14 protein-coding genes are annotated in these 16,978 nt (G+C 62.1%); 10 read left to right on the top strand and 4 right to left on the bottom strand.

Translation table 11 applies throughout. The annotated features are described in order from the left end of the window. Nucleotides 1-90 precede the first annotated feature (90 nt). From BLU76_RS08220 to rpmE, 3 genes are all read right to left on the bottom strand, one after another. Nucleotides 91-1,359, bottom strand: coding sequence for a malic enzyme-like NAD(P)-binding protein (locus BLU76_RS08220; RefSeq protein ID WP_092146789.1), 1,269 nt, complete (start codon nucleotides 1,357-1,359; stop codon nucleotides 91-93). A gap of 184 nt (nucleotides 1,360-1,543) precedes the next feature. After that, nucleotides 1,544-2,326, bottom strand: coding sequence for a thermonuclease family protein (locus BLU76_RS08215; RefSeq protein ID WP_092222309.1), 783 nt, complete (start codon nucleotides 2,324-2,326; stop codon nucleotides 1,544-1,546). Nucleotides 2,327-2,367: 41 nt separating this feature from the next. After that, on the bottom strand, nucleotides 2,368-2,592 hold the full coding sequence (gene rpmE, locus BLU76_RS08210; protein WP_003196965.1) for a 50S ribosomal protein L31: 225 nt from the start codon (nucleotides 2,590-2,592) through the stop codon (nucleotides 2,368-2,370). A gap of 289 nt (nucleotides 2,593-2,881) precedes the next feature. Between rpmE and BLU76_RS08205 the strand changes: the two genes are divergently transcribed. From BLU76_RS08205 to BLU76_RS08160, 10 genes are all read left to right on the top strand, one after another. Then, nucleotides 2,882-5,101 carry a primosomal protein N' gene (locus tag BLU76_RS08205; protein WP_092222307.1) on the top strand — a complete coding sequence of 740 codons (2,220 nt, stop codon included), beginning with the start codon at nucleotides 2,882-2,884 and terminating at the stop codon, nucleotides 5,099-5,101. A gap of 176 nt (nucleotides 5,102-5,277) precedes the next feature. Beyond that, entirely contained in the window at nucleotides 5,278-7,014 is a 1,737-nt protein-coding gene (gene argS, locus BLU76_RS08200) for an arginine--tRNA ligase (RefSeq protein ID WP_092146793.1), read from the top strand. 1 nt (nucleotide 7,015) lies between these two features. Then, complete coding sequence (locus BLU76_RS08195; protein ID WP_063323312.1) at nucleotides 7,016-7,711, top strand: SPOR domain-containing protein; 696 nt, start codon at nucleotides 7,016-7,018, stop codon at nucleotides 7,709-7,711. A 294-nt stretch (nucleotides 7,712-8,005) separates the two neighbouring features. Beyond that, on the top strand, nucleotides 8,006-8,536 hold the full coding sequence (gene hslV / locus BLU76_RS08190) for an ATP-dependent protease subunit HslV (protein WP_003196958.1): 531 nt from the start codon (nucleotides 8,006-8,008) through the stop codon (nucleotides 8,534-8,536). Nucleotides 8,537-8,592: 56 nt separating this feature from the next. Beyond that, entirely contained in the window at nucleotides 8,593-9,930 is a 1,338-nt protein-coding gene (gene hslU, locus BLU76_RS08185) for an ATP-dependent protease ATPase subunit HslU (protein WP_063323313.1), read from the top strand. Nucleotides 9,931-10,116: 186 nt separating this feature from the next. Further along, nucleotides 10,117-10,494: a gamma-butyrobetaine hydroxylase family protein gene (locus tag BLU76_RS08180; protein WP_063323314.1), complete on the top strand. Its 378-nt coding sequence runs from the start codon at nucleotides 10,117-10,119 to the stop codon at nucleotides 10,492-10,494. Nucleotides 10,495-10,772: 278 nt separating this feature from the next. Continuing rightward, nucleotides 10,773-12,452: a class II poly(R)-hydroxyalkanoic acid synthase gene (phaC, locus tag BLU76_RS08175; protein ID WP_092222305.1), complete on the top strand. Its 1,680-nt coding sequence runs from the start codon at nucleotides 10,773-10,775 to the stop codon at nucleotides 12,450-12,452. Between the two features lie 105 nt (nucleotides 12,453-12,557). After that, complete coding sequence (gene phaZ, locus BLU76_RS08170) at nucleotides 12,558-13,412, top strand: poly(3-hydroxyalkanoate) depolymerase (RefSeq protein ID WP_072344981.1); 855 nt, start codon at nucleotides 12,558-12,560, stop codon at nucleotides 13,410-13,412. A gap of 112 nt (nucleotides 13,413-13,524) precedes the next feature. Then, nucleotides 13,525-15,207, top strand: coding sequence for a class II poly(R)-hydroxyalkanoic acid synthase (gene phaC, locus BLU76_RS08165; RefSeq protein ID WP_063323317.1), 1,683 nt, complete (start codon nucleotides 13,525-13,527; stop codon nucleotides 15,205-15,207). 61 nt (nucleotides 15,208-15,268) lie between these two features. Further along, on the top strand, nucleotides 15,269-15,889 hold the full coding sequence (locus tag BLU76_RS08160; RefSeq protein ID WP_092146795.1) for a TetR/AcrR family transcriptional regulator: 621 nt from the start codon (nucleotides 15,269-15,271) through the stop codon (nucleotides 15,887-15,889). Between the two features lie 207 nt (nucleotides 15,890-16,096). Here BLU76_RS08160 and BLU76_RS08155 read toward each other — a convergent pair whose 3' ends face one another. Then, on the bottom strand, nucleotides 16,097-16,978 hold the full coding sequence (locus BLU76_RS08155) for a phasin family protein (protein ID WP_092222303.1): 882 nt from the start codon (nucleotides 16,976-16,978) through the stop codon (nucleotides 16,097-16,099).

Raw genomic sequence — 16,978 nt, 5'->3', positions numbered from 1 at the left:
AGAACCATGTCGCCCCAGACAATTTCCGCAGGACAATAAAAAACCCCGACTCGCAAGAGCCGGGGTTTTTCGTTGAAGCGCTACAACGGCTTAGCCGTTGAACACATCATCCACGCTCTTGAGCGGGTAGTTCTTCGGATACGGCAGGGTGGCCACGCCAGTCTCGATGGCGGCCTTGGCCACGGCGTCGGAGATCAGGGTGATCAGGCGGGCGTCCATTGGTTTCGGGATGATGTACTCACGACCGAATTCCAGCTTGATGCCGCCGTAGGCGTCGCACACTTCCTGAGGCACCGGCAGCTTGGCCAGTTCGCGCAGGGCGTTGGCGGCCGCGACTTTCATTTCTTCGTTGATGCGCTTGGCGCGAACGTCCAGGGCACCGCGGAAGATGAACGGGAAGCCCAGTACGTTGTTGACCTGGTTCGGGTAGTCCGAACGGCCGGTGGCCATGATCACGTCATTACGAGTTGCGTGAGCCAGTTCCGGGGCGATTTCCGGGTCCGGGTTCGAGCACGCGAACACGATTGGGTTCGGCGCCATGCGCAGCAGGTTTTCCGGGCTCAGCAGGTTCGGACCCGACAGGCCGACGAACACGTCGGCACCGTCCAGCGCGTCCGCCAGGGAGCGCTTCTCGGTCGCGTGGGCAAACACGGCCTTGTACTGGTTCAGGTCGTCACGGCCGGAGTGGATCACACCGGTACGGTCGACCATGAAGATGTTTTCGATATTGGCGCCCATGCTCACCAGCAACTTCATGCAGGAGATGGCCGCAGCGCCAGCGCCAAGGCAGACGATCTTGGCTTCCGGCAGGGTCTTGCCGGCGATTTCCAGGGCGTTGATCATGCCGGCCGCAGTAACGATCGCGGTGCCGTGCTGGTCATCGTGGAATACCGGAATGTCGCACTGTTCGATCAGGGCGCGCTCGATCTCGAAGCACTCAGGTGCCTTGATGTCTTCCAGGTTGATGCCGCCGAAGGTGATGGAGATGCGCTTGACGGTGTCGATGAAGGCTTGCGGGCTCTCGGAATCGACTTCGATGTCGAATACGTCAATACCGGCGAAGCGCTTGAACAGCACGCCCTTGCCTTCCATGACTGGCTTGGAAGCCAATGGGCCGAGGTTACCCAGGCCGAGAATCGCGGTGCCATCGGAAATGACTGCAACCAGGTTGCCTTTACCGGTGTATTTGTAGGCCAGTTCAGGGTCGCGAGCGATTTCGCGGACTGGTTCGGCTACGCCGGGGCTGTAGGCCAGCGACAAGTCGCGAGCAGTAGCGGTGGCCTTGGTGAGCTCGACACTCAGCTTCCCTGGACGAGGATTAGCGTGATATTCGAGAGCGGCAGTTTTCAGATCAGACATGTGGGCATTCCGCTTTTTACTGTGTTGGACAGACGGACCGCCGAGGATACGCGCCTCGCAAAGTCCCCACAAGACTGACCAGTCACTGCTGTCAAGCGCCCTGCCCTACGACTTTGGGCCAAGAGCCACGAAACACAAGGACCACATGCATACAATCCACTGACAAAATGTCTACAATTTTTTCTTACAAGACCGCTTGCAGCATGGCAGGATCGGTCAGCGGCAACATCCATCGCGCCTGCCCAGCCTTGTGGCCGCCGCGTCGGGCGCGATCGACGACCCAGCCACGGGCCTCGATTTTTCGGCCCTTTAGCCGCTTCAGGGCCGAGGCGTCGAAGCGTCTTTGCACACCGGGCGCGATGTGCAAGACAACTGCCCCCTGCAATTCAATCCAGATGCCACCGCGATTGCGCTGCACGTTTTCGACACGTCCGCTCATCAGCACAAAACCGGGCGCATTGATTTGCTCCGCTCGCACGACGGGCGATTTTTTCCAGAGGCCGGATCCGGCTTGCCGCGCATGACGTTCAGCCATTTGCTGGCATCTGACCAGGTCGACGTTCGGCGCGACCGCCACCAGAAACCCCAGCCCCTCGGCAATCAACCGTTCCTCGAGGTTCTCGCCCTGGGCGTTGTAGACATGGGCCAGTGTGCGACCGTAATCATCGTGGTCATCCTTGCCAGGCAACACGCCCACCCGGCCATCACTGGCGGCTACCAGGGCTTCGAGTCGCTGACGCGCCGCCACGGCGAACGGTTCGTCGGCGCGGCCTCGCTTGCCCAGTTCAGGGCTGTTGAGACCGATCATCCGAATGCGCCGGCCATCCTCCAGGTACAAGGTATCGCCGTCCACCACCCGTTGCACCGCCACTTGGGGCAGGTTGCCGGGCGAAGGACAGGACGCCTGGGCACCACCGAGGCAAATCGCGGACACAAAAAAGGCGCCCGCAAGGGACGCCTTTTTCATCAGTCTGGAGCGGTCGGGACGACCATCCAAAATGATCAGCCTCAGGCTTTTGGAGTAACTTTGCCGAAAGCACCGAAACGATCGGCGAACTTCTGAACACGACCGCCGGTATCCAGAGTCTTTTGCTTGCCGGTGTAGAACGGGTGGCATTCGTTGCAAACGTCGATCGCCAGGGCTTTGCCGTAGGTCGAACGCGTTTCGAACTTGTTGCCGCAGCTGCAGGTTACGGCAATTACTGGGTATTCCGGATGGATATCGGTTTTCATGCTGTTTTCCTCAGGCTAGCGTGCCGCCACCCAACACTATTGTTGAATACCGCACGTAATTAGGCCGCGGATTCTACCAGACAACATCAATCACGCAAGCTATGACTTGTACCAACCGTCTGCTAGGCTCGCGGCCTCAAGCACAATCCCTGTGAGAGAGAGCTTGCTCGCGATAGCGGTGGGTCAGTTGCAGTGATGCTGGCTGTGCCACAGCCATCGCGAGCAAGCTCGCTCCCACATTGAATCGTGTTCAGCCTTGCGAACTTGTCCGCCTATCGAGATCCCCCGCGTGCCCGACGCCATCCTGCGCCTCGCCCTGCCTTCGCCGCTGCGCCGCCTGTTCGACTACCGCGCCCCGGCCGGAGCCCTGCGCGCCCAGTTGCAGCCGGGCATGCGCCTGCGGGTGCCGTTCGGCCGGCGGGAGATGATCGGCATCCTGGTGGAGGTCACCGACCACAGCGAGGTCCCGGTCGACAAGCTCAAACCAGCCCTGGCCCTGCTCGATGCCACGCCACCACTGCCCGCCGCGCTGTTCAAGTTGTGCCTGTGGACGTCCCAGTATTACCAGCACAGCCTCGGCGACACCCTGAGTTGGGCGCTGCCGGTGCTGCTGCGCCAGGGCGAACCGGCCGAGGCGCGCCAGGAGCGGTTCTGGTCGGTGGCGCCCGGCGCCTCGCTGGACGATCCACGCATCGCCCGCGCCCCGCGCCAGCGCGAGGCCTTGGCGACCCTGGCCCAACATCCCCACGGCGTGGCGCACCAATTGCTGAGCAAACTGATGCTCAGCAAGGACAGCCTGGACCTGTTGCTGGCCAAGGACCTGGTCCAGGTGGAAATACGCAGGCACGCCCCCGGCGCCCGCCATGAACATTGGCTGGCCCAGCCGGAACTGCCGCTCAACACCGAACAGCGGGCCGCTTGCGAGGCCATTCGCGCAGGCTTCGACAGTTATCACGCCTTTCTCCTGGCGGGCGTCACCGGCAGCGGCAAGACCGAGGTCTACCTGCAACTGATCCGTCAGACCCTGGAGGCCGGCAAGCAGGCGCTGGTGCTGATTCCGGAAATCAACCTCGGCCCGCAAACCCTGGCGCGCTTCGAACAGCGCTTCAACGCCCGGATCGCCCTGGTGCACTCAGCGGTCAACGACCGCGAACGCCTGGAGGCCTGGCTCGCCGCCCGGGACGGCGAGGCCGACATCATCATCGGCACCCGTTCGGCCCTGTTCACACCGATGAAGAACCCTGGCCTGATCATCATCGACGAAGAACACGACGGCTCGTATAAACAGCAAGAAGGCCTGCGCTACCACGCCCGCGACCTGGCGCTGGTGCGCGCCCGCCAGGAAAACATTCCCATCGTGCTCGGCTCGGCAACCCCGTCGCTGGAAAGCCTGCACAACGCCTACACCGGCCGCTACGGCCTGCTGCGCCTCAATGAGCGGGCCGGCGGCGCCAAGCAACCGCGCTTCCTGCGCCTGGACGTGAAAAGCCGCCCGCTGGACAGCGGTATTTCCGGGCCGATGCAGCAAGCCATCGGCCAGACCCTGGCTGCCGGGCAACAGGTCCTGGTGTTCCTCAATCGCCGCGGTTTTGCCCCGACCCTGTTGTGCCACGACTGCGGCTGGATGTCTGGTTGTGAGCGTTGCGATGCGCGGATGACCGTGCATCAACGCCATGGCGAGTTGCGTTGCCACCATTGCGGCCACGTCGAGCGCGTGCCAAGGCATTGCCCGCAGTGCGGCAAAGTGGACTTGCGCCCGGTCGGCGCCGGCACCGAACGCGCCGAAGAACGGCTGGGCATCCTGTTCCCCGATTACCCGGTACTGCGGGTGGATCGCGACAGCACTTCGCGCAAAGATGCGATGAACCAGTTGTTCGCAACGATCCAGAAGGGCCAGCCGTGCATCCTGGTGGGCACGCAAATGCTCGCCAAGGGGCACCACTTCCCACGGGTCACGCTGGTGTCGATCCTCGACGCCGATGGCGGACTGTTTTCCGGTGATTTCCGCGCCAGCGAGCGCATGGCACAGTTGATCGTCCAGGTCGCAGGCCGGGCCGGGCGGGCCGAGGAGCCGGGCAAAGTGATCATCCAGACCCACCTGGCCGATCATCCGTTGCTGATCCAACTGACCGAGCAAGGTTATTTCGCCTTCGCCGAACAGGCCTTGAGTGAACGGCGCAGCGCCGGCCTGCCGCCGTTTGCACACCTGGCGCTGTTGCGGGCTGAAGCTCACAAGCCGGGGCAGGCCGAAGCGTTCCTTGATGAAGCCTGCAGCGAGGCCGAGCGCTTGCTGGCGCAGCAGAACCTTACCGGTATCGAACTGCTCGGCCCGGTACCGGCGCCGATGGAGCGGCGGGCGGGGCGCTATCGAGCCCAGCTTTTATTACAAGCCAATGCCCGGGCGCCGTTGCATCGGCTATTAAGCGCCTGGCTACTGGTGCTGGAGCAGATGCCCAGCGGACGGGCAGTGCGCTGGTCGCTGGATGTGGATCCGGTGGATTTGTACTGAATGGACCGCAAGCCGGCCCCCTGTGGGATCGCGTGCCTCCAGGCCAGCAAGAATAGTCACCACACATCCCCAACCGACCCGCTACAGTTGGCAAGCTCGTCCGGGCCACGGATAATGCCCAGTTTTTCCACCAGCGCATCGAAGCGCCGCCGCGCCTGCGGTTGAAAGAGAAGACCATGAAAGACACCATTCGCCAGCTCATCCAGCAAGCCATCGCCCAACTCGTCACTGAAGGTGTGCTGCCAGAAGGCCTGTCGCCGGCGATTCAGGTCGAAAACACCCGCGACAAGACCCACGGCGACTTCGCCAGCAACATCGCGATGATGCTCGCCAAGCCGGCCGGCATGAAACCGCGGGACTTGGCGGAGAAAATCATCGCCGCGCTGCCGGCCGACGAGAACGTCAGCAAGGCCGACATTGCCGGCCCCGGGTTCATCAATTTCTTCCAGAACACCCAGGCCCTGGCCTCGCGCCTGGACGCGGCCCTGGCCGACGAGCGCATTGGCGTGCGCAAGGCCGGTCCGTTGCAGCGCACCGTGGTCGACCTCTCGGCGCCCAACCTGGCCAAGGAAATGCACGTCGGCCACCTGCGCTCGACCATCATCGGCGACGGCGTGGCGCGGGTCCTGGAGTTTCTCGGCGACACCGTGATCCGTCAGAACCACGTTGGCGACTGGGGCACCCAGTTCGGCATGCTGATGGCCTACCTTCAGGAAAACCCCATTACCAGCGATGAACTGTCGGACCTGGAGAACTTCTACCGCGCCGCCAAGCAACGCTTCGACGAGTCGCCCGAGTTCGCCGACCGTGCCCGGGGCCTGGTGGTCAAGCTGCAAGCCGGCGATGCCGAGTGCCTGGCGCTGTGGAGCAAGTTCAAGGACATCTCCCTGTCCCACTGCCAGAAAATCTACGAGTTGCTGAACGTCAAATTGACCATGGCCGACGTGATGGGCGAAAGCGCCTACAACGACGACCTGATCAACGTGGTCAACGACCTCAAGGCCAAGGGCATGCTGGTGGAAAGCAACGGCGCCCAGTGCGTGTTCCTCGACCAGTTCAAGACCGCCGATGGCGAGCCGTTGCCGGTGATCATCGTCAAGGCCGATGGTGGCTATCTCTACGCCACCACCGACCTGGCAGCCGTGCGCTACCGTAACAGCGTGCTCAAGGCCGATCGGGTGCTGTACTTCGTCGACCAGCGCCAGGCTCTGCACTTCCAGCAAGTGTTCGAAGTCGCACGCCTGGCCGGTTTCGTGACCCATCCAATGGAGATGGAGCACATGGGCTTCGGCACCATGAACGGCGCTGACGGCCGCCCATTCAAGACTCGCGACGGCGGCACGGTGAAGCTGATCGACCTGCTGACCGAAGCCCAGGACCGCGCCTACACCCTGGTCAAGGGCAAGAACCCCGAGCTGGCCGAAGACGAACTGCGCAAGATCGCCAAGGTCGTGGGCATCGACGCGGTGAAATACGCCGACCTGTCCAAGCACCGCACCAGCGACTACAGCTTCAACTTCGACCTGATGCTCAACTTCGAAGGCAACACCGCGCCGTACCTGCTGTACGCCTACACCCGCGTGGCGGGGGTGTTCCGCAAGCTCGGCAAAAGCTTCAATGAAGTGGACGGCCAGATTGTGCTCCAGGCCCCTCACGAACAGGAGCTGGCGGCGAAGCTGGCGCAGTTCGGTGAAGTGTTGAATAACGTCGCCGACAAGGGCACGCCGCACACCCTGTGCGCCTACCTGTACGATGTCGCCGGCCTGTTCTCCAGCTTCTACGAGAACTGCCCGATCCTCAACGCGCAAACCCCAGAGCAAATGCAGAGCCGCCTGCGCCTCGCCGCGCTGACCGGGCGTACGCTCAAGCAAGGCCTGGAACTGCTGGGCCTGGAAACCCTGGAGCGCATGTAAGTTGGCAGCCAAGAAAAAACCTGCACCCAAACGCGGCGCCAGTCGTTACCAGCCTCCAGCCAAAAAACCGATTCCGGGCTGGTTGTGGATGGCCATCGGCCTGACCGTCGGCGCTTTCATTGTGTTTCTGATGAAGCTGGAGCCGGGCCAGGGCGATGACGTCAAGCGCGTCCGGCAAGAGCAGCAGAAAGCCACGCGGATCGCCGAGGCCAACAAGACTCCGCCGAGCCCAACGCAACCGGTGAAGCCGAAGTACGACTTCTACACCTTGCTGCCGGAATCGGAAGTCATCGTGCCGCCCGAAGCCGTACCGGAGAAAACCCTGCCGACGCCGCAAGTGCCCACCACGCCGGTGACCCCGGCCGAAGCGGCGAAGATCGACACCGCCCGCGCCCAGGCGGCCCTGGCCGGCATCACGCCGCCGCCCGCCCCACCGGTGCAGAAAGCCGCGCCGGTGACGAAGTTCTTCCTGCAAGCCGGTTCGTTCCGCAAGGAAGCCGACGCCGACAAGGTCCGCGCGCAGATCATTCTGCTGGGTCAGTCCGTGGCGGTGGAGTCCGGCACCGTGAAGGACGAAACCTGGTACCGGGTACTGGTCGGGCCGTTCAGCAACCGCGAAGAACTGACCAAGGCCCAGAAACAATTGGCCGGCAGCGGTTTCAGCAACTTGTTGTTACAACAACGCCAGAGCCGCTAGGCCAGGCGACACTCCCCCTTGTGGCGAGGGGATTTATCCCCGCTGGGCTGCGCAGCAGCCCCAAAAGCAGCGACCAGATCAATCTGACACACCGCATTTAAGGTTTTAGGGCTGCTACGCAGCCCAGCGGGGATAAATCCCCTCGCCACAGATAATCATTGCCACAGGTATGATTGGCCTGTGAGGCAAGACAAACCGCTCATCCCCTCCTCCACCCCACAGTTGAAAAACCCCGCGCCACCCCCATATGAGTTCCATCCGGGCATTTTCGCCCCGCTGCGTGGAGACTCTCCCTTGACCACCATCGTTTCAGTCCGCCGTCATGGCAAAGTCGTCATGGGCGGCGACGGCCAGGTTTCACTGGGCAACACCGTGATGAAAGGCAACGCGAAGAAAGTCCGCCGCCTGTATCACGGCGAAGTCATCGCCGGTTTCGCCGGGGCCACTGCCGACGCCTTCACGTTATTCGAACGTTTCGAAGGCCAACTTGAGAAACACCAGGGCCATCTGGTCCGAGCCGCCGTGGAACTGGCCAAGGAATGGCGCACCGACCGCTCCCTGAGCCGCCTCGAAGCCATGCTCGCGGTCGCCAACAAGGACGCCTCCCTGATCATCACCGGCAACGGCGACGTCGTTGAGCCCGAAGACGGCCTGATCGCCATGGGTTCCGGCGGAGCCTACGCCCAGGCTGCGGCCAGTGCCCTGCTGAAAAAAACCGACCTGTCGGCTCGTGAGATCGTCGAGACTGCCTTGGGCATTGCCGGCGACATCTGTGTCTTCACCAACCACACCCAGACCATTGAGGAGCAGGACCTCGCGGAATAAGCCTGCCCAGGCGAACCACGCCACGGCCCATTCTTGCTTGAGGACCACCCATTATTATGTCCATGACTCCCCGCGAAATCGTCCACGAACTCAACCGCCATATCATCGGCCAGGACGATGCCAAGCGCGCCGTCGCCATCGCCCTGCGTAACCGCTGGCGCCGGATGCAATTGCCCGAAGAACTGCGCGTCGAAGTGACCCCCAAGAACATCCTGATGATCGGCCCGACCGGTGTCGGTAAAACCGAAATCGCCCGGCGCCTGGCCAAACTCGCCAACGCGCCGTTCATCAAGGTCGAAGCCACCAAATTCACCGAAGTCGGCTATGTCGGCCGCGACGTCGAGTCGATCATCCGTGACCTGGCCGATGCCGCCATCAAGCTGCTGCGCGAACAGGAAATCACCAAGGTCCGCCACCGCGCCGAAGACGCCGCCGAAGAGCGCATCCTCGACGCCCTGCTGCCACCAGCGCGCATGGGCTTCAACGCCGACGCCGCCGCGACCCAGGACTCCAACACCCGCCAACTGTTCCGCAAGCGCCTGCGCGAAGGCCAGCTGGACGACAAGGAAATCGAGATCGAAGTGGCCGAAATGGCCGGCGTCGATATTTCCGCGCCGCCAGGCATGGAAGAGATGACCAACCAGTTGCAGAGCCTGTTCGCCAACATGGGCAAGGGCAAGAAGAAAAACCGCAAGCTCAAGGTCAAGGAAGCGCTGAAACTGGTGCGCGACGAAGAAGCCAGCCGCCTGGTCAACGAAGAAGAGTTGAAGGCCAAGGCATTGGAGGCGGTCGAGCAACATGGCATCGTGTTCATCGATGAAATCGACAAGGTCGCCAAGCGCGGCAATGTCGGCGGTGCCGATGTGTCCCGCGAAGGTGTACAACGCGACCTGCTGCCGCTGATCGAAGGCTGCACGGTCAACACCAAGCTGGGCATGGTCAAGACCGACCATATCCTGTTCATCGCCTCCGGTGCGTTCCACCTGAGCAAGCCGAGCGACCTGGTGCCAGAGCTGCAGGGTCGCCTGCCGATCCGTGTCGAGCTCAAGGCGCTGACGCCGGAAGACTTCGAACGCATCCTCAGCGAGCCCCACGCGTCCCTGACCGAACAGTATTGCGCGCTGCTCAAGACCGAAGGCCTGAACATCGAGTTCACCCCGGAAGGCATCAAGCGCCTGGCCCAGATCGCCTGGCAGGTCAACGAGAAGACCGAGAACATCGGTGCCCGTCGCCTGCACACGTTGCTCGAACGCCTGCTCGAGGAAGTCTCGTTCAGCGCCGGCGACCTGGCGAGCGCCCACAACGAAGCGCCGATCCTCATCGACGCCGAGTACGTCAACAGCCACCTGGGTGAATTGGCGCAGAACGAAGACCTGTCGCGGTATATCCTGTAGGTCACACGCTGTGTGAGCGGGCTCCTGTGGCGAGGGAGCTTGCTCCCGCTGGGTCGCGAAGCGGCCCCAAAAACCCGACTCCGGCGGATTATCGGGAGTCTTTTGGGAGGGCTTCGCCCTCCAGCGGGAGCAAGCTCCCTCGCCACGGATCGCTCATGCAAGGCGTCACGAAACGGACGATCTGCCATGACCAAACTCCCCACCGCCATCAACCTGCACAAAGCCTCCAAGACCCTGACGCTCAAATACGCGCCGGACGAGGAGTATCACTTGCCCGCCGAGTTCCTGCGGGTGCACTCGCCTTCCGCCGAGGTCCAGGGCCACGGCAAACCCATCCTGCAATACGGCAAGCTCAACGTTGCACTGATCAAGGTCGAACCGGCCGGCCAGTACGCACTGAAACTGACCTTCGACGACGGCCACGACAGCGGGCTGTTCACCTGGGACTATCTCTACCAGTTGGCGGTGCGTCAGGAAGACTTGTGGAACGATTATCTTGGCGAACTCAAGGCCGCCGGAAAAACCCGCGACCCGGACGAGTCCGTCGTCAAGCTGATGCTCTAACTCAGGGGCTGGCGCTTTAGGGCGATTTTTCTAGACTCATCTGCTTGAATGCCCGCGCAGCAACGTCAATGACTGGCCTGCTTGCGAAAAAAATTAAACTCGGGTAACCAATGGAGCTGGCAAGTTACCTGCAAAGGAACCGCCGAGTTCCTGGCATACGTTTCCTCATTGGCCCTCGATGCGGAATTAATGGTCACCCGAGCAGCGTACCTGGTATTGGCTGTGTGGCTTCATGGCACGATCCGGGTACTCGTCTGAAGGACAATGGAGCGTCGTAGATGAGCAACAAGAACAACGATGACCTGAAGTATCAAGCCTCGGAAAATACCCTGGGGTTGAATCCCGTCGTCGGCTTGCGCAGGAAAGATCTGCTGGCCTCTGCCCGCATGGTGCTGACCCAGGCCATCAAACAACCGCTGCACAGCGTCAAGCACGTCGCCCATTTCGGCGTCGAACTCAAGAATGTCCTGTTCGGCAAATCCGAACTGCAACCGGCCGGCGACGACCGTCGCTTCGCTGACCCGGCGTGGAGCCAGAACCCACTCTACAAACGCTACTTGCAAACCTACCTGGCGTGGCGCAAGGAGCTGCACGCCTGGATCGACGACAGCAACCTCTCGCCCGCGGACATCAGCCGCGGGCATTTCGTGATCAACCTGATGACCGAAGCCATGGCCCCGACCAACTCGGCGGCCAACCCGGCAGCAGTCAAGCGCTTCTTCGAAACCGGCGGCAAGAGCCTGCTCGATGGCCTGTCCCACCTGGCCAAGGACCTGGTGCACAACGGCGGGATGCCGAGCCAGGTCGACATGGGCGCGTTCGAGGTCGGCAAGAGCCTGGGCGTGACCGAAGGCGCCGTGGTGTTTCGCAACGACGTGCTGGAGCTGATCCAGTACCGCCCCATCACCGAGCAGGTCCACGAGCGACCGCTGCTGGTGGTACCGCCACAAATCAACAAGTTCTATGTATTCGACCTGAGCCCGGACAAGAGCCTGGCGCGCTTCTGCCTGCGCAGCAACGTGCAGACCTTCATCGTCAGTTGGCGCAACCCCACCAAGGAGCAGCGCGAGTGGGGCCTGTCGACCTACATCGAGGCGCTCAAGGAAGCGGTGGACGTGGTCACGGCCATCACCGGCAGCAAGGACGTGAACATGCTCGGCGCCTGCTCGGGCGGCATCACCTGCACCGCGCTGCTGGGCCATTACGCCGCCCTCGGCGAGAAAAAGGTCAATGCGCTGACCCTGCTGGTCAGCGTGCTCGACACCACCCTGGACACCGACGTGGCGTTGTTCGTCGACGAACAGACCCTGGAAGCGGCCAAGCGCCATTCCTACCAGGCCGGTGTACTCGAAGGTCGCGACATGGCCAAGGTGTTCGCCTGGATGCGCCCCAACGACTTGATCTGGAACTACTGGGTCAACAATTATCTGTTGGGCAACGAGCCACCCGTGTTCGACATCCTGTTCTGGAACAACGACACCACGAGGCTGCCAGCGGCGTTCCACGGCGACCTCATCGAAATGTTCAAGAACAATCCACTGATCCGTCCCAATGCACTGGAAGTGTGCGGCACGCCCATCGATCTCAAGCAGGTCTCCGCCGACATCTTCTCCCTGGCCGGCACCAACGACCACATCACGCCGTGGAAGTCCTGCTACAAGTCGGCACAGCTGTTTGGTGGCAAGGTGGAGTTCGTGCTGTCGAGCAGCGGCCATATCCAGAGCATCCTCAACCCGCCAGGCAATCCCAAGTCGCGCTACATGACCAGTGATGACATGCCAGCCAAGGCCGAGGATTGGCAGGAGAATTCAACCAAGCACACCGACTCCTGGTGGCTGCACTGGCAGGCCTGGCAGGCCGAGCGCTCGGGCAAACTGAAAAAAGCCCCGACCGTGCTGGGCAACAAGGCCTACCCGGCCGGCGAAGCGGCGCCCGGCACTTATGTGCATGAAAGATAGCTGCAAGCTTCAAGCTTCAAGCTTCAAGCTTCAAGCGCCTTAACTTGCAGCTTGAAACTTGAAGCTTGATGCTGCTTTTCCACTTCTCCACCCCAGGGCTTGAGCATGCCGCAACCGTACATCTTCCGTACCGTCGATCTGGATGGCCAGACCTTGCGCACCGCGGTACGTCCCGGCAAGCCTCACTTGACGCCGCTGCTGATTTTCAACGGCATCGGCGCCAACCTCGAGCTGGTGTTCCCGTTCATCCAGGCCCTGGACCCGGACCTGGAAGTCATCGCCTTTGACGTACCCGGTGTCGGCGGCTCATCGACGCCCAACCGGCCGTATCGTTTTCCTGGCCTGGCCAAACTCACCGCGCGAATGCTCGATTACCTGGACTACGGGCAGGTCAATGTGATCGGCGTGTCCTGGGGGGGCGCCCTGGCCCAGCAGTTCGCCCATGACTACCCCGAGCGCTGCAAGAAGCTGGTACTGGCGGCCACGGCGGCCGGGGCGGTGATGGTGCCGGGTAAACCGAAGGTGCTGTGGATGATGGCCAGCCCCCGGCGCTACGTTCAACCTTCCCATGTGATGCGTATCGCCCCACTGATCTACGGCGGTTCGTTCCGTCGCGACCCGAGCCTGGCGGCCAGCCATGCGGCCAAGGTTCGTTCGGCGGGCAAGCTCGGTTATTACTGGCAACTGTTCGCCGGCCTGGGCTGGACCAGCATCCACTGGCTGCACAAGATCCACCAGCCGACCCTGGTGCTGGCTGGCGACGATGACCCGCTGATCCCGCTGATCAACATGCGCATGCTGGCCTGGCGCATTCCCAACGCCCAATTGCACATCATCGATGACGGCCATCTGTTCCTGATCACCCGGGCCGAGGCGGTGGCGCCGATCATCATGAAATTCCTGGAGGAAGAACGTCAGCGTGCGGTGATGCATCCGCACCCCTCACCACTGGGCGGCTGAAACCGCCCATTAGCGCCTGGCAGGACGCCGGACCGCGCAGCGACCCGAAACAGCGACTATGTTGTCTGGTTCGGTGTGTTTGTTTTTAGCCTGATGACGAAGGAGTTGACTCATGCGCGACAAACCGGCGAAGGGCTCCATGCCCGCCCCTGCCAGCTTCATCAACGCACAAAGTGCGGTCACCGGCCTGCGTGGCAGGGACCTGCTGTCCACCTTGCGCAGCGTTGCCGTACACGGCTTGCGCAACCCGGTGCACAGTGCCCGGCATGCGCTGAAGCTGGGCGGTCAACTGGGCCGAGTGCTGCTGGGGGAGACCCTGCACCCCACCAACCCCAACGACCAGCGTTTCGCCGACCCCACCTGGCAGCTCAATCCGTTCTACCGCCGCAGCCTGCAGGCCTACCTGAGCTGGCAGAAACAGGTGACGAGCTGGATCGACGAAAGCACCATGAGCCAGGATGACCGCGCCCGCGCCCACTTCGCCTTCGCCCTGCTCAACGACGCCGTTTCGCCGTCCAACACCTTGCTCAACCCGCTGGCGGTCAAGGAGCTGTTCAACTCCGGCGGCACCAGCCTGGTTCGAGGCCTCAGCCATCTGGTGGATGACCTGCTGCACAACGACGGGTTGCCGCGACAAACCACGCCCCATGCCTTTGAAGTCGGCAAGACCCTGGCAACCACCCCTGGCGCGGTGGTGTTTCGCAACGAATTGCTCGAGCTGATCCAGTACCGGTCCATGAGCGAAAAGCAATACGCCAAGCCGTTGCTGATCGTGCCGCCGCAGATCAACAAGTTCTATATTTTCGACCTGAGCCCTTCCAACAGCTTCGTCCAGTACGCCCTGAAAAACGGTTTGCAAGTTTTCATCATCAGTTGGCGCAACCCTGACGTACGCCACCGCGAATGGGGCCTGTCCAGCTACGTCGAGGCCGTGGAAGAGGCCATGAACGTCTGCCGGGCGATCACCGGCGCCCGCGAGGTCAACCTGATGGGCGCCTGCGCCGGAGGCATGACCATCGCCGCCCTGCAAGGCCACCTGCAAGCCAAGCGCCAGTTGCGTCGAGTCGCCAGTGCCACCTACCTGGTGAGCCTGCTGGACAGCCAGATCGATAGCCCGGCCACGCTGTTCATCGACGAGCAGACTCTCGAAGCCGCCAAGCGCCGTTCCTACCAGAAAGGCATCCTCGATGGCCGCGACCTGGCCCGGGTGTTTGCCTGGATGCGCCCCAACGATCTGATCTGGACTTACTTCATCAACAACTATCTGCTGGGCAAGGAGCCGCCGGCCTTCGACATCCTCTACTGGAACAACGACTGCACCCGCCTGCCGGCGGCTTACCACGGCGACCTGCTGGACTTCTTCAAGCACAACCCACTGACCCATCCCGGCGGCCTGGAAGTGTGCGGCACACCTATCGACCTGCAGAAAGTGACGGTGGACAGCTTCAGTGTGGGCGGCATAAATGACCACATCACACCGTGGGACGCGGTGTATCGCTCGACCCTGTTGCTCGGTGGCGAAAAACGCTTCGTGCTCTCCAACAGCGGCCACGTCCAGAGCATCCTCAACCCGCCGGGCAACCCCAAGGCCAACTTCATCGAAAGCGCAAAATTGAGCAGCGACCCACGGGCCTGGTACTACGACGCCAAGCACGTCGAAGGCAGCTGGTGGACCCAATGGCTGGGCTGGATCCAGGAGCGTTCCGGCGCCCAGCACGAAACCCAGATGACCTTGGGCAACGCGAACTACCCGCCTCTGGACGCAGCTCCCGGTACCTATGTTCGCGTGCGCTGAAGCACCTTACCCCACGGCCAGGCGATTGGCCGTGGCATGACTTGATCATTAAGAAGACCGGATGAAAACCCGCGACCGCATCCTTGAATGTGCCCTGCAATTGTTCAACGAAAAGGGCGAGCCGAACGTCTCCACCATGGAAGTTGCCAACGAAATGGGCATCAGCCCGGGCAACCTCTATTACCACTTTCATGGCAAGGAACCGCTGATCCTCGGGCTATTCGAGCGATTCCAGGGCGAACTGGCGCCGCTGCTGGACCCTCCGGCGGACGTGCAGTTGGCGCCAGAAGACTACTGGCTGTTCCTGCACTTGATCGTCGAACGCCTGGCCCAGTACCGCTTTCTGTTCCAGGACCTGTCGAACCTGGCCGGGCGCCTGCCGAAGCTGGCCAAGGGTATCCGCCAGTTGCTCAATGCCCTGAAGCGCACCCTCGCCTCACTGCTGGCGCAGCTCAAGGCCCAGGGTTTGCTGATCAGCGATACCCAGGCCCTGGGGCAGCTGGTGGAGCAGATCACCATGACCTTGCTGTTCTCCCTGGACTACCAGCGGATCCTCGACCGTGAAGGCGAGGTTCGGTTGGTGGTCTACCAGATCATGATGCTGGTGGCCCCGCACCTGCCGCCCGCGACCAAGGTGGCGACTGAGCAACTGGCGTTGCGCTACCTGGAAGAGCATGACTGACGACCAGCAGTGGAAGATCCATTGTGGGAGCGAGCTTGCTCGCGATTGTGGTGTATCAGTCAAGATCAATACTGCTGACCCGCCGCTATCGCGAGCAAGCTCGCTCCCACATTGTTTTCTGGGTGATTTCAAAGTTTGAGATTGACCTGCGTACAAACAAAAACGCCCGACCTTCACAGGCCGGGCGTTTTTGCATGTCCCGCAGAATCAGGACTGGGTGGGAGGCGTCGTTGGAGCCGGCGCTGGAGTTGGCGTGGCGACCGGGGTCGGAGCGGCGGCGGAGTTCGCCGTGCTCGTCGGGGTCGCCGGTTTGGCGGCCGCGGTTGGCGCCTTCGGTGCAGCGGCTTTCGGCGCGGCCGGCTTTTTCACGGCCGGTTTTTTCGCCGCAGCAGGTTTGGCCGCTTTTGCCGCAGGCTTGGCCGCAGGTTTCGCTGCCGGTTTGGCCGCTGCCGTTTTAGCCGCGGGTTTGGCCGCAGGCTTGGCTGCCGCTTTGGCCGCTACCGGTTTGGCCGCCGCCTTGGCAGCAGGCTTGGCCGCAGCAGTTTTAGCCGCGGGCTTGGCTGCTGCTTTCGCCGCAGGTTTGGCGGCGGTTTTTGCCGCAGCCTTGACCAGTGGCTTGGCCGCCGTTTTAGCGGCCGGCTTGGCCGCTGCAGTCTTGGTCGCCACGGGTGCGACTTTGGCGCCGGTGAGTTTTTCGATCTGCTTGGTCAGGGTGTCGACCTTGCTGTGCAGTGCCTTGACTTCATTACGGCTCGGCACACCCAGGCGCGAGATCGCACTGTTCAGGCGCTTGTCGAAAGCCCCCTCCAGTTCGTCCCATTTGCCCAGTGCACGATCCTTCACGCCACCGATTCGCGACTTGGCGGACTCGGCAGAGTCCTTGGCTGCATCGACTTGTTTGCCGACTGCCGTCTTGGTGAGTTTTTCGGCCTTTTCGCCGTCCTTAACCAGGGACTCGAAGAGCTTGCTGCCGTCAGTGTCGATCTTCGAGTACACGCCTAAACCAGCAAGCCAGATTTTGCGGGAATACTTTTCAATCTTCCCGGCCCACGAGCTGCCCTCTTTTTCTGTGATTTTTTTGCCAGCCAT

The sequence above is a fragment of the Pseudomonas sp. NFACC08-1 genome (assembly GCF_900106735.1).
GTDB classification, from domain to species: Bacteria; Pseudomonadota; Gammaproteobacteria; order Pseudomonadales; family Pseudomonadaceae; genus Aquipseudomonas; species Aquipseudomonas fluorescens_Q.
This window is presented reverse-complemented; position numbering and strand designations above follow the sequence as displayed.